This is a genomic window from Streptomyces sp. NRRL WC-3626, assembly GCF_000718785.1.
Lineage (GTDB): Bacteria > Actinomycetota > Actinomycetes > Streptomycetales > Streptomycetaceae > Streptomyces > Streptomyces edwardsiae.
Genome location: NZ_JOCA01000002.1, coordinates 36044 through 52050 on the forward strand (window position 1 = coordinate 36044; position 16007 = coordinate 52050).

Annotated in this window: 17 protein-coding genes and 1 pseudogene; 8 read left to right on the top strand and 10 right to left on the bottom strand. The window is 70.3% G+C overall.

Features of this window, described 5'->3' with window-relative positions:
• The first annotated feature begins 45 nt into the window (after positions 1–45).
• Entirely contained in the window at positions 46–729 is a 684-nt protein-coding gene (gene ung, locus IF28_RS0102815) for a uracil-DNA glycosylase (protein WP_030213310.1), read from the top strand.
• A gap of 120 nt (positions 730–849) precedes the next feature.
• Positions 850–1326, top strand: a complete 477-nt coding sequence (locus IF28_RS0102820) for a hypothetical protein (RefSeq protein ID WP_030213314.1) — start codon at positions 850–852, stop codon at positions 1324–1326.
• Positions 1327–1369: 43 nt separating this feature from the next.
• Here IF28_RS0102820 and IF28_RS40250 read toward each other — a convergent pair whose 3' ends face one another.
• A complete protein-coding gene (locus IF28_RS40250; protein ID WP_324616044.1) occupies positions 1370–1693 on the bottom strand; it encodes a hypothetical protein in 324 nt (107 codons plus the stop codon).
• Between the two features lie 363 nt (positions 1694–2056).
• Here IF28_RS40250 and IF28_RS0102830 point away from each other — a divergent pair, with 363 nt between their 5' ends.
• Positions 2057–2962: a Gfo/Idh/MocA family protein gene (locus tag IF28_RS0102830; RefSeq protein WP_030213321.1), complete on the top strand. Its 906-nt coding sequence runs from the start codon at positions 2057–2059 to the stop codon at positions 2960–2962.
• Here the strand turns inward: IF28_RS0102830 and lnt are convergent.
• Both lnt and IF28_RS0102840 read right to left on the bottom strand, forming a co-directional pair.
• Complete coding sequence (gene lnt / locus IF28_RS0102835; protein WP_030213324.1) at positions 2886–4451, bottom strand: apolipoprotein N-acyltransferase; 1566 nt, start codon at positions 4449–4451, stop codon at positions 2886–2888. The genes IF28_RS0102830 and lnt overlap by 77 nt on opposite strands.
• A 78-nt stretch (positions 4452–4529) precedes the next feature.
• Positions 4530–5006, bottom strand: coding sequence for a nuclear transport factor 2 family protein (locus IF28_RS0102840; RefSeq protein ID WP_030213327.1), 477 nt, complete (start codon positions 5004–5006; stop codon positions 4530–4532).
• 94 nt (positions 5007–5100) lie between these two features.
• Between IF28_RS0102840 and IF28_RS0102845 the strand changes: the two genes are divergently transcribed.
• Both IF28_RS0102845 and IF28_RS0102850 read left to right on the top strand, forming a co-directional pair.
• Positions 5101–5700 (top strand): DUF4291 domain-containing protein, encoded by a 600-nt coding sequence (locus tag IF28_RS0102845; protein ID WP_030213330.1) that lies wholly within the window; start codon positions 5101–5103, stop codon positions 5698–5700.
• 37 nt (positions 5701–5737) lie between these two features.
• Positions 5738–6478, top strand: a complete 741-nt coding sequence (locus IF28_RS0102850) for an SDR family NAD(P)-dependent oxidoreductase (protein WP_030213332.1) — start codon at positions 5738–5740, stop codon at positions 6476–6478.
• Between the two features lie 12 nt (positions 6479–6490).
• Here IF28_RS0102850 and IF28_RS0102855 read toward each other — a convergent pair whose 3' ends face one another.
• The 4 genes and pseudogenes from IF28_RS0102855 to IF28_RS0102870 all read right to left on the bottom strand — a co-directional run bounded on the left by IF28_RS0102855 (position 6491) and on the right by IF28_RS0102870 (position 9037).
• Complete coding sequence (locus IF28_RS0102855; RefSeq protein WP_030213335.1) at positions 6491–6670, bottom strand: hypothetical protein; 180 nt, start codon at positions 6668–6670, stop codon at positions 6491–6493.
• Positions 6671–6778: 108 nt separating this feature from the next.
• Positions 6779–6919, bottom strand: a pseudogene (locus IF28_RS37410) (undecaprenyl-diphosphatase); the annotation flags it as partial.
• Entirely contained in the window at positions 6913–8313 is a 1401-nt protein-coding gene (locus IF28_RS0102865) for an integrase (RefSeq protein WP_030213337.1), read from the bottom strand. The gene IF28_RS0102865 and the pseudogene IF28_RS37410, both read right to left, overlap by 7 nt.
• A 367-nt stretch (positions 8314–8680) precedes the next feature.
• Positions 8681–9037, bottom strand: coding sequence for a DNA-binding protein (locus tag IF28_RS0102870; protein WP_006378952.1), 357 nt, complete (start codon positions 9035–9037; stop codon positions 8681–8683).
• Between the two features lie 949 nt (positions 9038–9986).
• Here IF28_RS0102870 and IF28_RS0102875 point away from each other — a divergent pair.
• Together IF28_RS0102875 and IF28_RS0102880 are read left to right on the top strand one after the other, a co-directional pair.
• Positions 9987–10880: a carbon-nitrogen hydrolase family protein gene (locus IF28_RS0102875; protein WP_078620821.1), complete on the top strand. Its 894-nt coding sequence runs from the start codon at positions 9987–9989 to the stop codon at positions 10878–10880.
• A gap of 152 nt (positions 10881–11032) precedes the next feature.
• Positions 11033–11869 carry an SDR family oxidoreductase gene (locus IF28_RS0102880; protein WP_030213349.1) on the top strand — a complete coding sequence of 279 codons (837 nt, stop codon included), beginning with the start codon at positions 11033–11035 and terminating at the stop codon, positions 11867–11869.
• 1092 nt (positions 11870–12961) lie between these two features.
• On the opposite strand, the gene IF28_RS0102890 is transcribed toward IF28_RS0102880, so the two are convergent.
• Positions 12962–13750: a uracil-DNA glycosylase gene (locus tag IF28_RS0102890; RefSeq protein WP_078620822.1), complete on the bottom strand. Its 789-nt coding sequence runs from the start codon at positions 13748–13750 to the stop codon at positions 12962–12964.
• 183 nt (positions 13751–13933) lie between these two features.
• Between IF28_RS0102890 and IF28_RS0102895 the strand changes: the two genes are divergently transcribed.
• Positions 13934–14293, top strand: coding sequence for a DUF488 domain-containing protein (locus IF28_RS0102895; RefSeq protein ID WP_030213354.1), 360 nt, complete (start codon positions 13934–13936; stop codon positions 14291–14293).
• A gap of 483 nt (positions 14294–14776) precedes the next feature.
• Here IF28_RS0102895 and IF28_RS0102905 read toward each other — a convergent pair whose 3' ends face one another.
• Together IF28_RS0102905 and IF28_RS0102910 are read right to left on the bottom strand one after the other, a co-directional pair.
• Positions 14777–15223 (bottom strand): hypothetical protein, encoded by a 447-nt coding sequence (locus IF28_RS0102905; protein ID WP_234324844.1) that lies wholly within the window; start codon positions 15221–15223, stop codon positions 14777–14779.
• Entirely contained in the window at positions 15216–15947 is a 732-nt protein-coding gene (locus IF28_RS0102910; RefSeq protein ID WP_030213357.1) for a DUF2249 domain-containing protein, read from the bottom strand. The genes IF28_RS0102905 and IF28_RS0102910 overlap by 8 nt, the downstream gene beginning before the upstream one ends.
• Positions 15948–16007 lie beyond the last annotated feature (60 nt).

The following is a 16007-nucleotide window of genomic DNA, read 5'->3' on the forward strand; positions in this document are numbered from 1 at the left end:
GTAGGTTCTGGGCCTGGAAGCGACCGCACACGTAAGGACATTGACGTGACCGACATCGCCATGCTGCCCGAGTCCTGGCGCGGGGTTCTGGGCGACGAGCTGCAGCAGCCCTACTTCAAGGAGCTGACCGAGTTCGTCGAGGAGGAGCGGGCGAACGGAGCGGTCTACCCGCCCCGCGAGGAGGTCTTCGCGGCGCTGGCCGCCACGCCGTACGACAAGGTGAAGGTCCTGGTCCTCGGCCAGGACCCGTACCACGGCGAGGGCCAGGGGCACGGACTGTGCTTCTCCGTCCGCCCGGGCGTGAAGATCCCCCCGTCGCTGCGGAACATCTACAAGGAGATGCACGCGGAGCTGGACGCACCCGTCCCGGACAACGGGTATCTGATGCCGTGGGCCGAGCAGGGCGTGCTGCTGCTCAACGCGGTGCTCACGGTCCGCGCGGGGGAGGCCAACTCCCACAAGGGCCGGGGCTGGGAACGGTTCACCGACGCGGTGATCCGCGCGGTGGCGAACCGCCCCGACCCGGCGGTCTTCGTGCTGTGGGGGAACTACGCGCAGAAGAAGCTGCCGCTGATCGACGAGACCCGGCACGTGGTGGTCAAGGGCGCGCACCCCTCGCCGCTGTCGGCGAAGAAGTTCTTCGGATCCCGTCCGTTCACGCAGATCAACGAGGCGGTGGCGGCGCAGGGCCACCAGGCGATCGACTGGACCATCCCGAACCTGACCTGACGTCGCCCGCCGGGTGCGGGACCCGTAGGACGGGTCCCGCACCCGGAGCGGCTCGTCCGATCTGCCGGCCTCTGCGGCTAGCGTCGACGGCGACAGCCGGCGAGCGGTGCGGAGGACGCGGTGGCGGAGCGACAGGAGCAGGCGGCGCCCGACGCCGTACTGACACGGATCGGTCAGGTCGTGATGCTGCACCACGCGGGGGACCGCGAGGAGGCCCGGCACCGTCTCCTCAATCTGTGGGCGGAGATCGGCGAGCAGGGGGACCCGCTGCACCGCTGCACGCTGGCCCACTACCTCGCCGACACCCAGGACGACCCCGAGGACGAACTCGCCTGGGACCTGCGGGCGCTGACGGCAGGGGAAGAGGCCGCCGCGGACGGAGCCTCCCTCGCCGCGCGCGCCCTCTACCCGTCGCTGCAGCTGAACCTCGCCGCCGACTACGCCCGGCTCGGCCGCCCCGACGCCGCCCGCACCCACCTCCACCGGGCCCGGGGCGCCGCCGCCACCCTGGCCGACGACCGCTACGGCGAGGGCGTACGGGACGCCATCCGGCACCTGGAGATCCGACTGGACGAGGACGGCGGACTCCGGCCGTAGAACCGGTGCTCGCGGCACCGGCGTCCGCGCGGCTCCGGCCCGTTCAGCGGCCGTACGTCTCCTCGCAGATGGCCGCCTCCCGGCTGCCCGGGCGCCAGCCCCCGTACTGCCTGCCCAGCGCGCACAGATCCGCCCCGGCGGAGGCCTCGCCGCGCATCGTCGCCGCCGGGGCGGGCGGAGCCGGAGCGGGTCTGTGCGCCCCGGTGCCGCCGTTCGCCGCGGCCCGTCCCCTGCCGTCACCGGGCGGTGTGCTCCGCTCCGGTGTGCCCGGGGGAGCGGCGGCCCGGCGCGACGGTGACGCGGGCTTCTTCGACGGCCGGCGGGACGGGCCGACCATCTCCAGGGCCTCGCGCGCCGGTGCCTGCACGACCTCCGTCTCGTTGCCTCCGACCGGACGTGGCTGTGATCCCTGGGACGGCGCCCCCACCGGTCCGGGGGCGAGGGGGCGCTGGACCGTCATACAGCCCGAGAGGGCCGAGACAGCCACGGTCACCAGAAGCGTTGCTGTGGTCGTCGTTCGATGCACCCGGTCAACTCTGCTGGCTCCGGCCGCCCTACGGAGCCCGGACGGGCACACCATGCCCCGCACGGGTGATCTCCCACCCCGTACGGACGCTCCGAACGCGCCCCGGGTGACGCCGGCCGCCGCTGCCGCACGCCGGAGGGGCCGTAAGCGGGAAGACCGTATGATCGCAGATCACGGCAGGTGACGGCTGGAGGGGAACACACGGTGAAGGTCGGCTGCATCGGACTCGGGGACATCGCACGGAAGGCCTACCTTCCGGTGCTCGCCCACCAGCCCGGGGTGGAACTGCATCTGCAGACCCGCACCCCCGCGACGCTCGACCACGTCGCCGACGCCCTCCGCCTCCCGCCCGCACAGCGCCACGCGGACCTCGACGCCCTGATCGCCCAGGACCTCGACGCGGCCTTCGTGCACGCGCCCACCGACGTCCACCCGGAGATCGTCACCCGGCTCCTCGAGGCGGGCGTACCGACGTACGTCGACAAACCGCTCGCCTACGAACTCGCCGACTCCGAGCGGCTGGTGGAGCTCGCGGAGGAACGGGGCACGAGCCTCGCCGTCGGCTTCAACCGGCGCTTCGCGCCCGGCTACGCCCAGTGCGCCGACCACCCGCGTGAGCTGATCCTGATGCAGAAGAACCGCGTCGGACTGCCCGAGGAACCCCGCACGATGATCCTCGACGACTTCATCCACGTCGTCGACACCCTGCGCTTCCTGGTGCCCGGCCAGGTCGACGACGTGACCGTGCGCGCCCGCACCGAGGGCGGACTGCTGCACCACGTGGTGCTCCAGCTCGCCGGGGACGGCTTCACCGCGCTCGGTGTGATGAACAGGCTCAGCGGGTCGGCCGAGGAGATCCTCGAGGTGTCCGGGCAGGACAGCAAGCGTCAGGTGGTCAACCTCGCCGAGGTGATCGACCACAAGGGACAGCCGACCGTGCGGCGGCGCGGCGACTGGGTCCCCGTGTCACGGCAGCGCGGCATCGAGCAGGCGGTGCTCGCCTTCCTGGACGCGGTCCGCGCCGGGCGGGTGCTCAGCGCCCGGGACGCGCTGGCCACCCATGAACTGTGCGAACGGGTGGTACGAGCGATCCACGAGCGCCCCGCCTGAGACGCGCCACCTCGGTGACGCCCCAGACCACGAGGACCAGCAGCGCCGCGTACAGCGTCCAGTCGCCGAAGCGGACGTAGGGCGTCGTCCCGTGCGCCAGCGGGATCTCGTACACCTGCGCGGCGGCGCTGTCCGTGCCGAGCCGCGGGCCGGCCGGCTCCCCGTCGGGGCCGTACACGGCGGAGACGCCCGTGAGGGTGGCGTGCACCATCGGGCGGCCGGTCTCGGCGGCGCGCAGCGCGGCGAGCGAGGCGTGCTGCCCGGGGGCCCAGCTCCGCTGAAACGTCGACGTGGAGGACTGGGCGAGCAGGACGTCCGCGCCGTCCTCGGCGAGATGCCGGCTCATGTCGGGGAACGCGGACTCGAAGCACACCAACGGGCCGATCCGCAGCCCGTTCCCCGCGTCCATCACCACCTGCTCCGTGCCCTGCCGGCGGTCCTCCCCGGCCGCCTTGCCGACGGAGGTCGCCCAGCCCAGCAGGGAGCGGGCCGGAATGTATTCACCGAAGGGGACCAGTCGCATCTTGTCGTACCGGTCGCCGGTCGGGCCGTCCGGGCCGATCAGCACCGAACTCTTGTAGATGCCGGGCCGGTCGGAGCGCCGGGCGTCCACGTTGACCAGGATCGGCGCGCCCGTCTCGCGGGACAGCGCGGTCAGCCGCCGTGCGAGGTCGGGGCGGTCCCCGAGGTCGAAACCGACGCTGCTCTCGCCCCAGACGATCAGGCCGGCGTCCTGCCCGGCGAGCTCGCGCGTGAGCTGCTCCTCGCGGTCGAAGCGCCGTTCCGCGCTGTCGGGACCGGTGACGACACCCGGCTGCACGAGCGCGATCCGCACCCGGTCGTCGGTGTCGGGCCGCGGCGCGTACACCCAGGCGGCGGAGGTCACGGCAGCCGTGGCGACGAGCCCGGCCACGGCGGGCACCCGGGCCCGCCGGACCGCGACCAGCACGGCCACGCCGACGTTCAGCGCCACCACCAGGAAACTGAGCAGCCATACGCCGCCCACCGACGCAAGCCGCAGCCCGGCCCCCACCTGCCACTGACTCGCACCGAGCACGCCCCAGGGGCCGCCCAGCCCCTGCCAGGAGCGGACCAGTTCGATGACCAGCCAGCCCGACGGCACCACGACGAGCCCGGCCGCGACCCGCCCGGGCGACGGCGTCCCGCCCAGCATCCGCCGTACCAGCCACCCCCACGGCGCCCACAGGGCGCCCAGCAGGGCGGCGATGACGAACGTGAACACGTGCAGACTCGGCAGCAGCCAGTGGTGCATGGCCAGCATGAAGCCGAACCCGCCCCACCAGCCGTCGAAGGCGGCCCGTCGCCCCGCCGGAGCGGTACGGAGCAGCAGTATCCACGGCACGAGGGCGACGTAGGCGAACCACCACAGGGACGGGGCGGGAAAGGCCAGGACGGGCAGGGCGCCCACGACCGCGGCGGCGGTCGAGCGGCGCCAGGGGGAGGCGAGCCAGTGGCCGAGCGTCTTCATAGGCGGCTCCCTACCCCGTGGTGCCTCCAGTGTGCGTCCCCGGAGTGATCCGGGACAGTGCGGTCCCGGATCAGTCGATCACAGGAGCCCGCCGTGCGTCGGTGGGCGCCGCCACTTCTCCCGCACGACCACCTCGCTCAGCCGCCAGCCGTCGGCCGTGCGCAGCATCGCGAACACGTACCGGCCCCCGCACACGAGGTCCGGTGCCGGAGACACCCCGTCCTGCCCGTCGCGGCCCAGCGGATTCACGTAGTCCGCCCGCACCCGGGCCGTGTCGCCGGTGTCCTGCTCCCAGATCCCGAACCGCACCAGCCGGTTGACGATCAGATGCTGCCGTACGGGGAAGCCCCCGAGGCTCTCCGCCAGCCAGCCGGCCACCGCCCCGGCGCTGCCCTCGATGCCGCCCGCCGACCGGTAGTCCGCCCGCCCGTCCGGCGTGAACAGCCCCCGGTACGCCTCCCAGTCACCGTCGTCCACGGCCACCGCGTACTCGGTGACGAGCCCGTCCACGGCCAGTCGGTCCCTCACGGTCGCGAGCTCCACACGCTGCGTCATCGGCTCAGTGTTGGCCATGGCGCGTGCGCAGCCAAGAGGCCGGGCGAGGATATTCGGTGGCCTTCGCCCCGCCGCCCGGCCGAAGCTGTACGCCGTGAACGAAGAGCATCCGAGGTTCGGGATACGCGCCCGCCACACCGACTCCACCCTCACCGTCTACCAGGCCTACGGCCCGAGGATCGGCCGCCCGGCGGCGCGGCACGGCCGGTTCACGTCCTCGTGGAGCCGGACCCGTATGACATGGATCAAGCCCTCGTTCCTGTGGATGATGTACCGCTGCGGGTGGGGGACCAAGAAGGACCAGGAGACCGTGCTGGCCGTGGAGATCAGCCGGGAGGGGTTCGTGTGGGCGCTGCGGAACTCCTGTCTGTCGCACCATGTGCCGGTGCTGCACGGGGACGCGGAGACGTGGCGGAGCGCGTTGCGCCGGGCGCCCGCGCGGGTGCAGTGGGATCCGGAGCGGGATCTCCGGCTGAATCCGCTGCCCCACCGCTCGCTGCAGCTGGGGCTCGCGGGGGAGGCGGCACAGCGGTACGCGGACGAGTGGATCGTGGGGATCGAGGACGTGACGCCGCTCGCCACGGAGGTGCACGCCCTGGTGCGGGAGGGGGAACTCGGGCGGGCGGCCGCGCTGTTGCCCGAGGAGCGGGCGTACCCCCTGAACGGCGACGTGCTCGGGCATCTGCGAGCCTGAGGATCTTCGTCACGCGTTCGTCGCCAGGAGGTACTCAATGAAGCGTCTCGTCACGGTGGTCACCGGGGGCAGCCGGGGGATCGGCGCCGCGACCTGTCTGCGGCTCGCCGCGGAGGGGCACGACGTGGTCGTGAACTACGTCCGTGACGCCGCGGCCGCCGAGGAAGTGGCGGAAGGAGTGCGGGCGGCCGGGGCGCGGGCCGTGAGCGTACGCGCGGACACGTCCGTCGAGGCCGATGCCGACCGGCTCTTCGACGTGGCCGAGCGCGAGCTCGGTCCGCTGACGGGGCTGGTGAACAACGCGGCGGTGACGGGGCCGCTGGGCCGGTTCGCCGACGCCGGGACGGATGTCCTGCGGCGGGTCGTCGACGTCAACCTCATGGGGACGCTGCTGTGCTCGCGCCGGGCCGTGCGGCTCATGACGCCCCGGGGCGAGGGAGCGATCGTGAACATCTCCTCGGGAGCCGCCACGCTGGGCAGCCCCGGTGAGTACGTCCACTACGCGGCGACCAAGGCCGCCGTCGACGCCTTCACCCTCGGGCTGGCCAAGGAGCTGGGCCCGGACGGCATCCGCGTCAACGCGGTCGCCCCGGGCCTGATCGACACGGAGATGCACGCCGCGATGGGGGCCCCGGACCGGGCCCGGGAGATGGCGGGAAACATCCCGTTGCGACGGGCGGGACAGGCCGAGGAGATCGCGGCGGCCGTGGCCTGGCTGATGTCGCCGGACGCCTCGTACACCACGGGGACGGTGCTGAGAGTGGCGGGCGGGCGCTGAGCCTCACGGGCGTCAGGCCGCCGCGACGACCCCGCCCCGTATCGCCGCGGCCCACTCGACCACCAGCAGTTCGTACTGCTCGCGCTCCTGGGCGGACAGGGAACCGCCCGCGCGCAGCCACAGCGCGCGGATCTGCTCATTGACCTCGGCGGCGGACCGCGCGGAACCAGGGGTCACTAAATCGGGGGACATGCGGACAAGCCTAGGGCCAAGGACTGACAGTGCGCTACCGGACGGCTACCCGCACCGTATGTCCTCGGTCACGTGCCCGGGACACGTTCCCGGGCACATGCCACGCGGCTAACCCGCCGACTCCGCCGCGTGCGGGCTGAGGGTGCCCATGGCGACCAGCACGATGATCACGATGCCGAGCGCGATGCGGTACCAGACGAACGGCATGAAGCTCTTGGTGGAGATGAACTTCATGAACAAACCTATGACCACTTAGCCTTGGCGGTCTTGACCTGCAACGCCATCCAGCCCGAAAGATCAACTGGGAGAGGACTGGGAGACGGGGGCGGCTCCCACCCCTCGGGGAGTGTGAGCGCGAAGTTCTCCCACCGCGCCTGCAGCGTCTCCATGATGGCCTTCTCCATTGCCGGTGTCACGTTGGAGTACAACCCCTCGACACCCGCCAGCTCGTGGCCCATCCGGGATTCAGTGGCGACGCGGCTGTGGCCGTCCTCATCGATCCACTCCTTGTGTCCGTGACGCATCAGGTACTGCCGCTTGTTCTTCCAGCGCTCCACGGCCGGCAACTCCGGCAGGGGACGCCGCGAGTCGACGGTCTGCTTCTGCCCGAGCCGTACCCGCTCGAATTCCTCCCTGGCGTCGCGCCCGTCAGCGAACTTCCTCCAGTAGTGGTAGGGGAAGTTCGCGTTGATGAGCGGGCCGTCATTGATTGAGGTAAAAACCCACTCGGGCTCCCGGCCTGCGAGCAGCATCTCCAGCAACTCGGCCAGGAACGGCGGCACGACGAGTGTGCGCCGGCTCTCGTACTTCGGTACGTACAGGCCGGGCTTTCCTGTTCCTTCAAGGCGCTGATGCTGCCACTGCACGCGGATGGCCGGCATGAGGTCGGGGCCGTACCGTTCCAGGTCTTCGGCGTGCCGGTCCTCGCGGTCCTCCTCGTCGGGATCGTCCAACGGGTCGGAGGCAGGCCAGTTGGGGTGGCAGTACTCGGGGCGCAGCCCGTACAACTCAGCGGGCCGCATGCCGGTCATGGCAAACGTCCACACGTACACGTAGCCAGGGAACCCCCAGAACGAGAGGGCGTTGCAGGCGAGTTGGTGGACGTCCTCGATGCGCAGGTTGCGCTTCCGCTCGCGCGGCTTCTTCTTGTACTTGCCGCGCCGCCGCTTCTTCTTCTGTACGGGCGACGTTTGCCGGAGACCGTCATCGACGGCGTCGTCCATCATCATGCTGAAAATGAGCAGGATCTCGCCGCGGTAGCGGTAGCCGATGTGGTCCTGCTCCTTCAGCCAGATCTCCCAAGCCCGGCACAGAGATGGCTTGATGTCGGCAACGGCCATCTCGCCCCAGCGCGGCTCGATGTAGAGCCGGACGATGGACTCGATGTTCCTCTTACGGAGGTGGCCGACATCGAGAGTCTGCTGCCACGTCTTGACGTATTCGGTCATGAGGACCGCGCCGTCGCGACGGCTGATGTACCGGTCGTTGCGGATGTCCGACTCACGGTCCAAGCCGTACTCGAGGGCTTCTTCTTCGGTGTCGAAGCCGCCCTTGCTGTCGAAGATCCACCGGCCTTTGTCGTTCTTCTTGCCGGTGTTCCAGCGGACGCGGCAGAAGTTGCCGCGCCACTCGATGTAGGGCATCAGGTGTCTTTCTTTCTGGGCGGTAGGGGCAGAGCTCGGACAGCTGAATGAGGCAGAAGTGTCGCGGGGTGTGGGACTGCGAGGATCAGGCATGCACCCCTTGGACGCGGCACGGCGCCTGGCGTGGAACGGCCTGGATACCCCCGCGACTCGCACCGTCCGCAACGGACACACCACCACTTGATGGGTCACACAAGCCGCGTGGGGGTGGCACACAGGTTGCCGGGCATGGGAAAACCCGCCCTGGTCCGGGAGTTTTCTCACGTCAGGGCGGGTCCGGCGGAGCGAGCCGACCTATGCGCTCCTTCGTCTGGGAGAAGTAAGTGGGGGTGAGGCTGCAGGTCGCGGCATACCCTTACGGATCGCCTCACGCGGCGGGCTTGAACCGGACGGTGGACGGCGTAGCCGGGCCGCTGCCAGTGGACTTACGTGGAGTGGCCTTGCGGCGGCGGGCCTTGGCCAGTGCCGACGGCCGGGTCATCTTGTGATGAATCTCCCGGATTTCGCGGCAGTCCTGGAGGCTGAACCGCAGAAATTTGCCGAAGCGGTGGTGAGGGAAGCCGCGCTGGTTGGCCCCGTCTCGTAGCCACCTCTCGCCGCAGCCGATGACGCGGGCCGCCTCCCCTGGGTCGAGCGTCACCTCGCCCTGCTCAAGGGCCCGCATGGCCGCATCGATCATGGCCTTGCGCTCGGCGCCGGTGCGGTTCGTTTCGGGGCTAGTCATGGCACCTCTTCCGTTTGGGCTGTTGGGGTGCTGCGTCAGATGGGAGGCACCCGGGCATGAAGCGAGCGCAGGAACTCGTACGAACTTTTAGACGGCTGGTCCTCACGTGTCAGCGCGGAGCGCACCCTAAGCTGCGGCACTGCCGACGCTGTGCTGCAGCGATGATGTCGAGTCGGTTCCTGGTGTGTGTCAAGTCCTCATGGGTGGTGCTCCGGTTCGCCTATCAAGGCTCACTCTGAAAGCCTAACGACTGACTTATCGACTCGTCAATCAGATCTTATGTCCTTCGGAGCGAGTCGCTACTCACTCGCTCAGTCGATCACTATTGGCATCCTGTTGAATCCCTCGGCTCCCGAATCTCTGTAGCTCGCCATGCATGTGAGCCTCGGTCGCATGCTGGTGGGCACGGCGCGCCGTGGAGTGACCTTTGGGGTCTATGTGGTCGCGCCCTGTTGCGGGGGTTCGCCGAGGGGCTTTGTGGGGGTGCGAGGGGAGCGGCGGGCGATGTCCTGGTGCACTGTGTGGCGACTGACACGGGCCGGCCGCCCACCGGACGTCTGACCCGCCCGGGCCTCCGTAGGTGCGCGTCAGCCGACGGCGGCGATCCGTTCGCGAGAACTTGAAGATCGACGTTGCCGCTGGCCGTCCCCTGGACTGCCTCGTCATCTACACCAAGTCCACGACGACCTGCCGGCATTGAGTACCCCGGCGGCACCACCGGCGCCGCTCCGGACCAGAACGCCGGGCCTACGGCCGGGACTTTGTGTGGAACGGGGCGCCGAAGGTCGACGAGGCACGTGGTCACGGTCTGGACGTGGGCCGACCCTCACTGCGGTCGGCGTGCCAGTTCACCGGTCACAGCCAGCGAACCGGACAGGAACTGCGCGGATCCGGCCGGGCCGGCCGGAGCTTCACGCCACGGCGGTGGAGATGCCATAGCGTCCACGTCATGGCGAGGACGTTGCGGCTGGCTGTCGCGCAGAGCACTGTGCCGGAGGATCCCACCGACCGAGGCGCGCTGCGAGCGGCCGGGGAGGAGATCCGGGCCCTGATGGCTGAGGCCGTCGGCGCGGGCGCGCGCCTGGTGCAGTTCCCTGAGGGGGCGATCACCTACCCGAGCAAGCACGTGATGGCGGCCGCCCCGGACGGCGGCTTGACCCCGGCCGACTGGAGCCGTGCCGCTTGGGACGTCCTGCGCGAAGAGGCCGAGTCGATCGCTGCGCTGGCGGGGGAACTGCGGCTGTGGACGGCGTTCGGGTCGATCCACCCGCTCACACCCCCGAACCGGCCCCACAACAGCCTGTTCATCGTCTCAGACCGTGGCGAGCTGGTCGCGCGATATGACAAGCGCTTCCTGTCGCACACCGAGGTCTCCTACCTGTACACCCCGGGGCGTGACCCCGTGGTCTTTGAGGTGGACGGCATTCGCATCGGCTGTGCGCTGTGCGTCGAGGCGAACTTCCCGCCGCTCTTCGCCGAATACGAACGCTTGGACGTCGACTGCGTCCTGCTCTCCGTGATGGTCGACGACGCGCCGCGGGCGCGGGTCGCCCAGGCCTACGGAACGCTCTACAACTACTGGCTCGGCTACTCCATCCCAGCCCAGTACAGCGCTACGGTGCCGTCCGGGATCGTGGCGCCCGGCGGCCGGTGGTTGGCGCAATGCCCCGCCGACGGGCAACCCGCTCTCGTGGTCGCGGACATCGACCTCGACTCGACCGACCCGGACATCGACGTGGCCCTCCGTTACGCCCGGCCCTGGCGCCGTTCGGCACAGAACGGGCTCTACGACGAACATCTGGTAACCGGGGACCCACGAAGCGACACCCGCATGGCCTTCTGACACCGCCCCACCCACCTGCCAGTCATACCGCGTACAGAATCAGGGCCTCGTCACATGAGGGTCCGCTTGAACACCGCGACCGTCTCCAGGGGACGCGCGAGTTCTGCTGAAGCGGCTCTGGGCGGTGGCGCTCGCCCGTAGCGTGAGGCGGCATGACTGTGCTGATCATCGGCGGCAGCGGCTTCCTGGGGGCCGAGCTAGTACGCCAGGCGGTATCCGCGGGCCGTCACCCGGTCGCCACGTACCATTCCCGCCCCGGCGACTACGACGGGGCGGCATGGCACCATCTCGACCTTCGCGATCCCCTCCACCTGGAGGAGGTGCTCACCACGGTGGCTCCGGACGCGGTGATCAACGTGACGAGCGGCGGAGCGGACTGGACTATCACCGCCGAAGGCGGCATCCGCCTCGCCCTGACCGCGGCGGAGCGCGGTATCCGCCTGGTCCACGTGTCGAGTGACGCCGTGTTCTCCGGCCGCGAAGACCTGTACGACGAGACGTTTCTACCCGACCCAGTAACACCGTACGGGGCTGCGAAGGCGGCGGCTGAAACGGCCGTGCGGCTCCTGAGCGCGGGGGCCGTCGTCGTGCGGACCTCGCTGATCATCGGCGATGGCCGGTCCGAGCACGAGCGCCTGGTGCACGCTCTGGCCGCCGGCACGCGGGACGGAGCCCTGTTCACGGACGATGTCCGATGCCCAGTCCACGTCGGCGACCTGGCCGCCGCACTGTGGGAGCTCACCCTGTCCGATGCGGTCGGCGTCTTTCACCTCGCCGGCCCGGATGCCGTCACCCGCCACGAACTCGGCACCCTTATTGCGCAGCGGGATGGCCTTGACGCATCGCTGCTGCCGACCGGGCGTCGGGCTGACAGCGGCCTCCCCGGCGGACTTTGTGTCCGCCTCGACAGCCGCGTCACCCAGAAGCGCCTGGCCACCCGCCTTCGCGGAGCCCGGGAGTTCCTCCGGCGTCAAAACCCCGACCGCTGACTTCGACCGCGCAGGGCCGGCGGGCCGGAACCGGGCGGGATGAACGGTAGCTGGACGACCTTGCGCGCAGCGGGGAACCGGCATGAGGTCTAGGTATTGGGGGCTGTAAGAGGCCTTCTCCCGGCTCTCCGCCCCTAAGGTAGGTACACCCGGGCGGGAGGACGGTGAAGATCCAGTGCACCGACGGAAGTTGCTCGCGGGCCTGGCGGCAACAGCCACTGCCCCCTTTCTGGGGGAGCGGATCCGCGCAGGCCGGTGAGGCCCTGCTCGGCGAGTTGCTCGTCGCCCGGCTCCGGGACGCGATGCTCGGACTGGGCGCGGCCACGGCCGTGCCGTCGTCCGAGGCGCTCTCCACCGACTTCACCCACGCGCTCGCCGACTTCGATGCCTGCCGTTACGCGTCCCTCGCTGTGCGCTTGCCCCGCCTCATCCGCGCCGGCCACGCGCCTTCCACCGGTAGCCACGACACAGAGCAGTCCGCCCTCCTGGCCAAGAGCTATCTGCTGGCCACCCGCATGCTCGTGAAGATGGACGAGCAAGAGCTCGGCTGGATGGCCGTCGACCGCGCGCGGCAACTCGCCGAGGCAGCAGGAGACGTCCTCGCGGTCGCTGAATCCGCCCGGCAGGTGGCCGTGCTCGCCAGAAGGGCGGGATGGCATGACCAGGCACTGTCGATCGCGGTCTCAGCCGCTGATAACCCGGATCTGCGCGGCATCGGACGAGCCGGCACCGCGGTGCGCGGGCTCCTGGTCCAGAGCGCGTCGTACACCCTCGCGCGCCGAGGCGATCGGGACGGAATGCGAGAGCTGACCGGCGAAGCCGCCGCCCTCGCCAAAGAACTCGGCGGAGCCACCATGCTGCGCGACCACGGGGGCGGCTACGCATCACCGATCCTGGCATCGCCGGCACCACAGACGATCAGCCCGCTTTGTGCTACCGGGGTATTCATCTGCGTCACGACCAGGTCATCCGCATCCGCAACCACTCCGAACGCCCGCATGCCCTCGCCGCCGCTCACACTCACAGGTCGGTGGCCCCAGCCTTTGACACGCGTCGCCGGTCCCGTCGTGGGGAGAGGTGGTCAACGGCGGGTCACCCGGGTGACTGGCGGACCGCCAGGCCAGCGATGTCGGCACCGTGGTGCAGCACGTCGCGGAGCATGGCGGGGGTCAGGGTGCGGGTGGACATGTTGCGCTGGCTCGGGTGGTAGCCGCCGATCAGGTGCAACACCCGTCCACTTCGGGCGTCGGTGAGTTGCGCGTGTGCGCCGTGCCCGAATGCTGGGCGAGGACGGGGCACCTGCCAGCCGGTGGCGGTGAGTACCGGCAGCAGCGCCTGCCAGGCGAATCCCCCGAGTACCACGATTGCGCGCAGAGTCGGGCGCAGGAGTTCCAGTTCCTGGGCGAGCCACGGTCGGCAGGTGTCGCGCTCCGTCGTGGTGGGGCGGTTGTCGGGCGGTGCGCAGTGCACCGGCACCGTGATCCGCACGCCGTACAGCTTCATCCCGTCGTCGCGGTGCGTGGCCACTGGCTGGGAGGCCAGGCCGAGGTCGTACAGTGCCGCGTAGAGGGCATCGCCGGACGGGTCACCGGTGAAGATGCGTCCGGTGCGATTGCCGCCATGCGCGGCTGGAGCCAGTCCGATGATCGCCAGTGGTGCGTCCGGCGGGCCGAAGCCTGGCACGGGCCTGGCCCAGTACTCCCAGTCCCGGAAGGCCCTGCGCTTGACGCGTGCGGCCTCCTCCCTCCAGGCCACCAACCGCGGGCAGGCCCGACAGGTGCTCACCGTCTCGTCCAGTTCGCGCACAGAATCCAGTCGGGGAGCCGTCGCCATGGGGAAGTGGTGGGCCTGCTGTGTCGGGCGGCTGCCATGGGTGCTCATGCTCCTCCTCACACCGTCTGTCGAACGGTCGGCGGTGACGGTCCGGACCGGCTCGACCTGGACGAGCCCCGGCACGGGCGACCCCCGATAAAATGGGTGGGTCAGAAACATCCCCCTGCGTGGGGCACGCACTGGCCGCGCGCGGTCGGGCCGGACTGACCGATCGATCTGGAAGGTGCCGTTATGGCCGAGCAGATCACCTACCGCCGAGTCTACGAAGAGACCTCGCCCAAAGAGGGCAAGCGGGTCCTTGTCGACCGTGTCTGGCCACGGGGTATGCGCAAGGACGAGGCGCACCTGGATGAGTGGCTGCGCGATGTCGCCCCCTCGACCGACCTGCGCCGCTGGTACGGCCACGAGCCCAGCCGCTTCGCTGAGTTCCGCCGCCGCTACCTGTCCGAGTTGAAGGACGCCGGACACCGGCAGGCCGCCGAGCATCTGCGTGACCTGGCCGCCCACGACAAGCTCACGCTCCTCACCGCCACCAAGGACGTGGATCACAGCCAGGCGGCCGTACTCGCTGAATGGCTGACCGGCACCTGACCGGTACAGCGAGCCTCTGACAACGTCGGAACCCTGCAAGGTCGGCTCGCTGGTGCCCCGGCGGTATCACCGGAGCGGGCGGACCGCGGGACTATCCGGCGCTCGGGCCGCATTGGCCACGGACCCCTGGCCGGGGGCTGCTGCCAACCGCCTACTGGTCCGCACGCTGCGGGCCGCCTCGGGCGACCTCGACGGTAAGATCGACGCTCTGTCCCGCGCCGATGACGCAAATGACGTGGCCCCCCTCGCTCAGCACATTAAGGCGGTCCTCGCGGCTCACCTGACCGTGAAATAAGGCCGTGCTGCTGCCTGCGCTCAGGGCCGTGCCGGGCGCCGACCTTCTCCGCCCTCGCCTCGAACCCGCTGCCATCGACACCACCGAGACTGCTTAGCCGAGGCCGGCGAGCGGGTGTACCGCTGCACTGTGGCGGGCCTGCGCAGAGCGCGTTGCGGGGCGGGGCACCGGTCGAGATGCGCCGGCGATCAGCTGTCCGTTGCGGTGCGGGGGCGGATCTGCATGCCGGGGCGTCGGCGGTGAACGGTGAGGTAGGAAAGGCCGTCCGCACCGGCGGTGATGCGGCGGGTCGAGCCGTGGGGGAGCCAGAACAGCGCACCGCCTGTGAGGGGTTCGGTCCGGTCGCTGGTGCCGAGGATGCCGTGCCCGGCGACGACGAGCAGGAGCACGTCGAGGTCGGGCTCGGCGTGGGTATCGACGCACTGGTGAGCCGGCAGGTGGACGAGGTTGGCGTCGAGCTGACGGCCGGACTCGGTGAGCTTCCACACGGCACCCGACCTCGCCGGGTCGGCCCCGGCGAGGGCATGGACGTCACACAGCAGGCGCGGTGTCGGCGCGGGAGCGGGCCGGGTCGAGGGTTCGGCACCGTCCGCGTCGATCGCCGCGGGGGTACCGGGAGGTGGGGTGTCAGGCATCGACGGCTGCCTTTCCGATTCGTACCCGCCAGATCTCCGGGCCGGATTCGAGGTAGTCCCAGGTGTGGGTGCCCGGGTGGGTGGCCTCGAACTCGCGGCGCAGGGGCTTGGGGTCGTGGCTGTTGACCAGGACGAAGCCCTCGCCGGGGCCCAGGCGGGCGTAGCGCGCGAAGATCCGCGGGTGCCGCTGGCCGTGCGAGATCTCACGGACGTCGAGGACCGGCGGATGGTCGAGTTCGCCGCCCGCGAGCAGGGTCAGCATGTCCGTGACGAGAGCGGGCAGATCGGCGCCGGGCAGGGCCGCGAGCGCAGGCAGCAGGACGGTCTCCTCGGCCGCCAGATGGACGGCCAGGACCGCCTCGATCACCTGGGCGATCGCCATCGCGGAGGTGGTGTCGTCGGTGGCGGCGAGCGCGTCGATGTGCGCGTCGAGGGCTGCGGTTGTGGTGCGCAGGGCGCGGACCAGCAGGCGTGTCTCGGCCGCGTCGGAGGCTGCCGCGAAGAGCGCCTGGTCGGTGGCCGCCAGATGACGGCGCAGCTCACCGGTGCAGAAGTCCACCAGGGCCGCATGCACGACGTTCTGGGAGCCGGCGACCGGTTCGGATTCGCCGAAGGCGGCCAGGCCGATCCGCAGCCGTTGATGCACGGCACAGATCGCTACCTGGGCCCGGACGGCCGGGTCGGTTTCTGTCGCCTCGATATGGATCTCGGATGACGATGCCACGGCGTGATGCTCCTCTCAGCCCCCGCTCACGATTATTACATGTAGTATTTGTAGAAACCT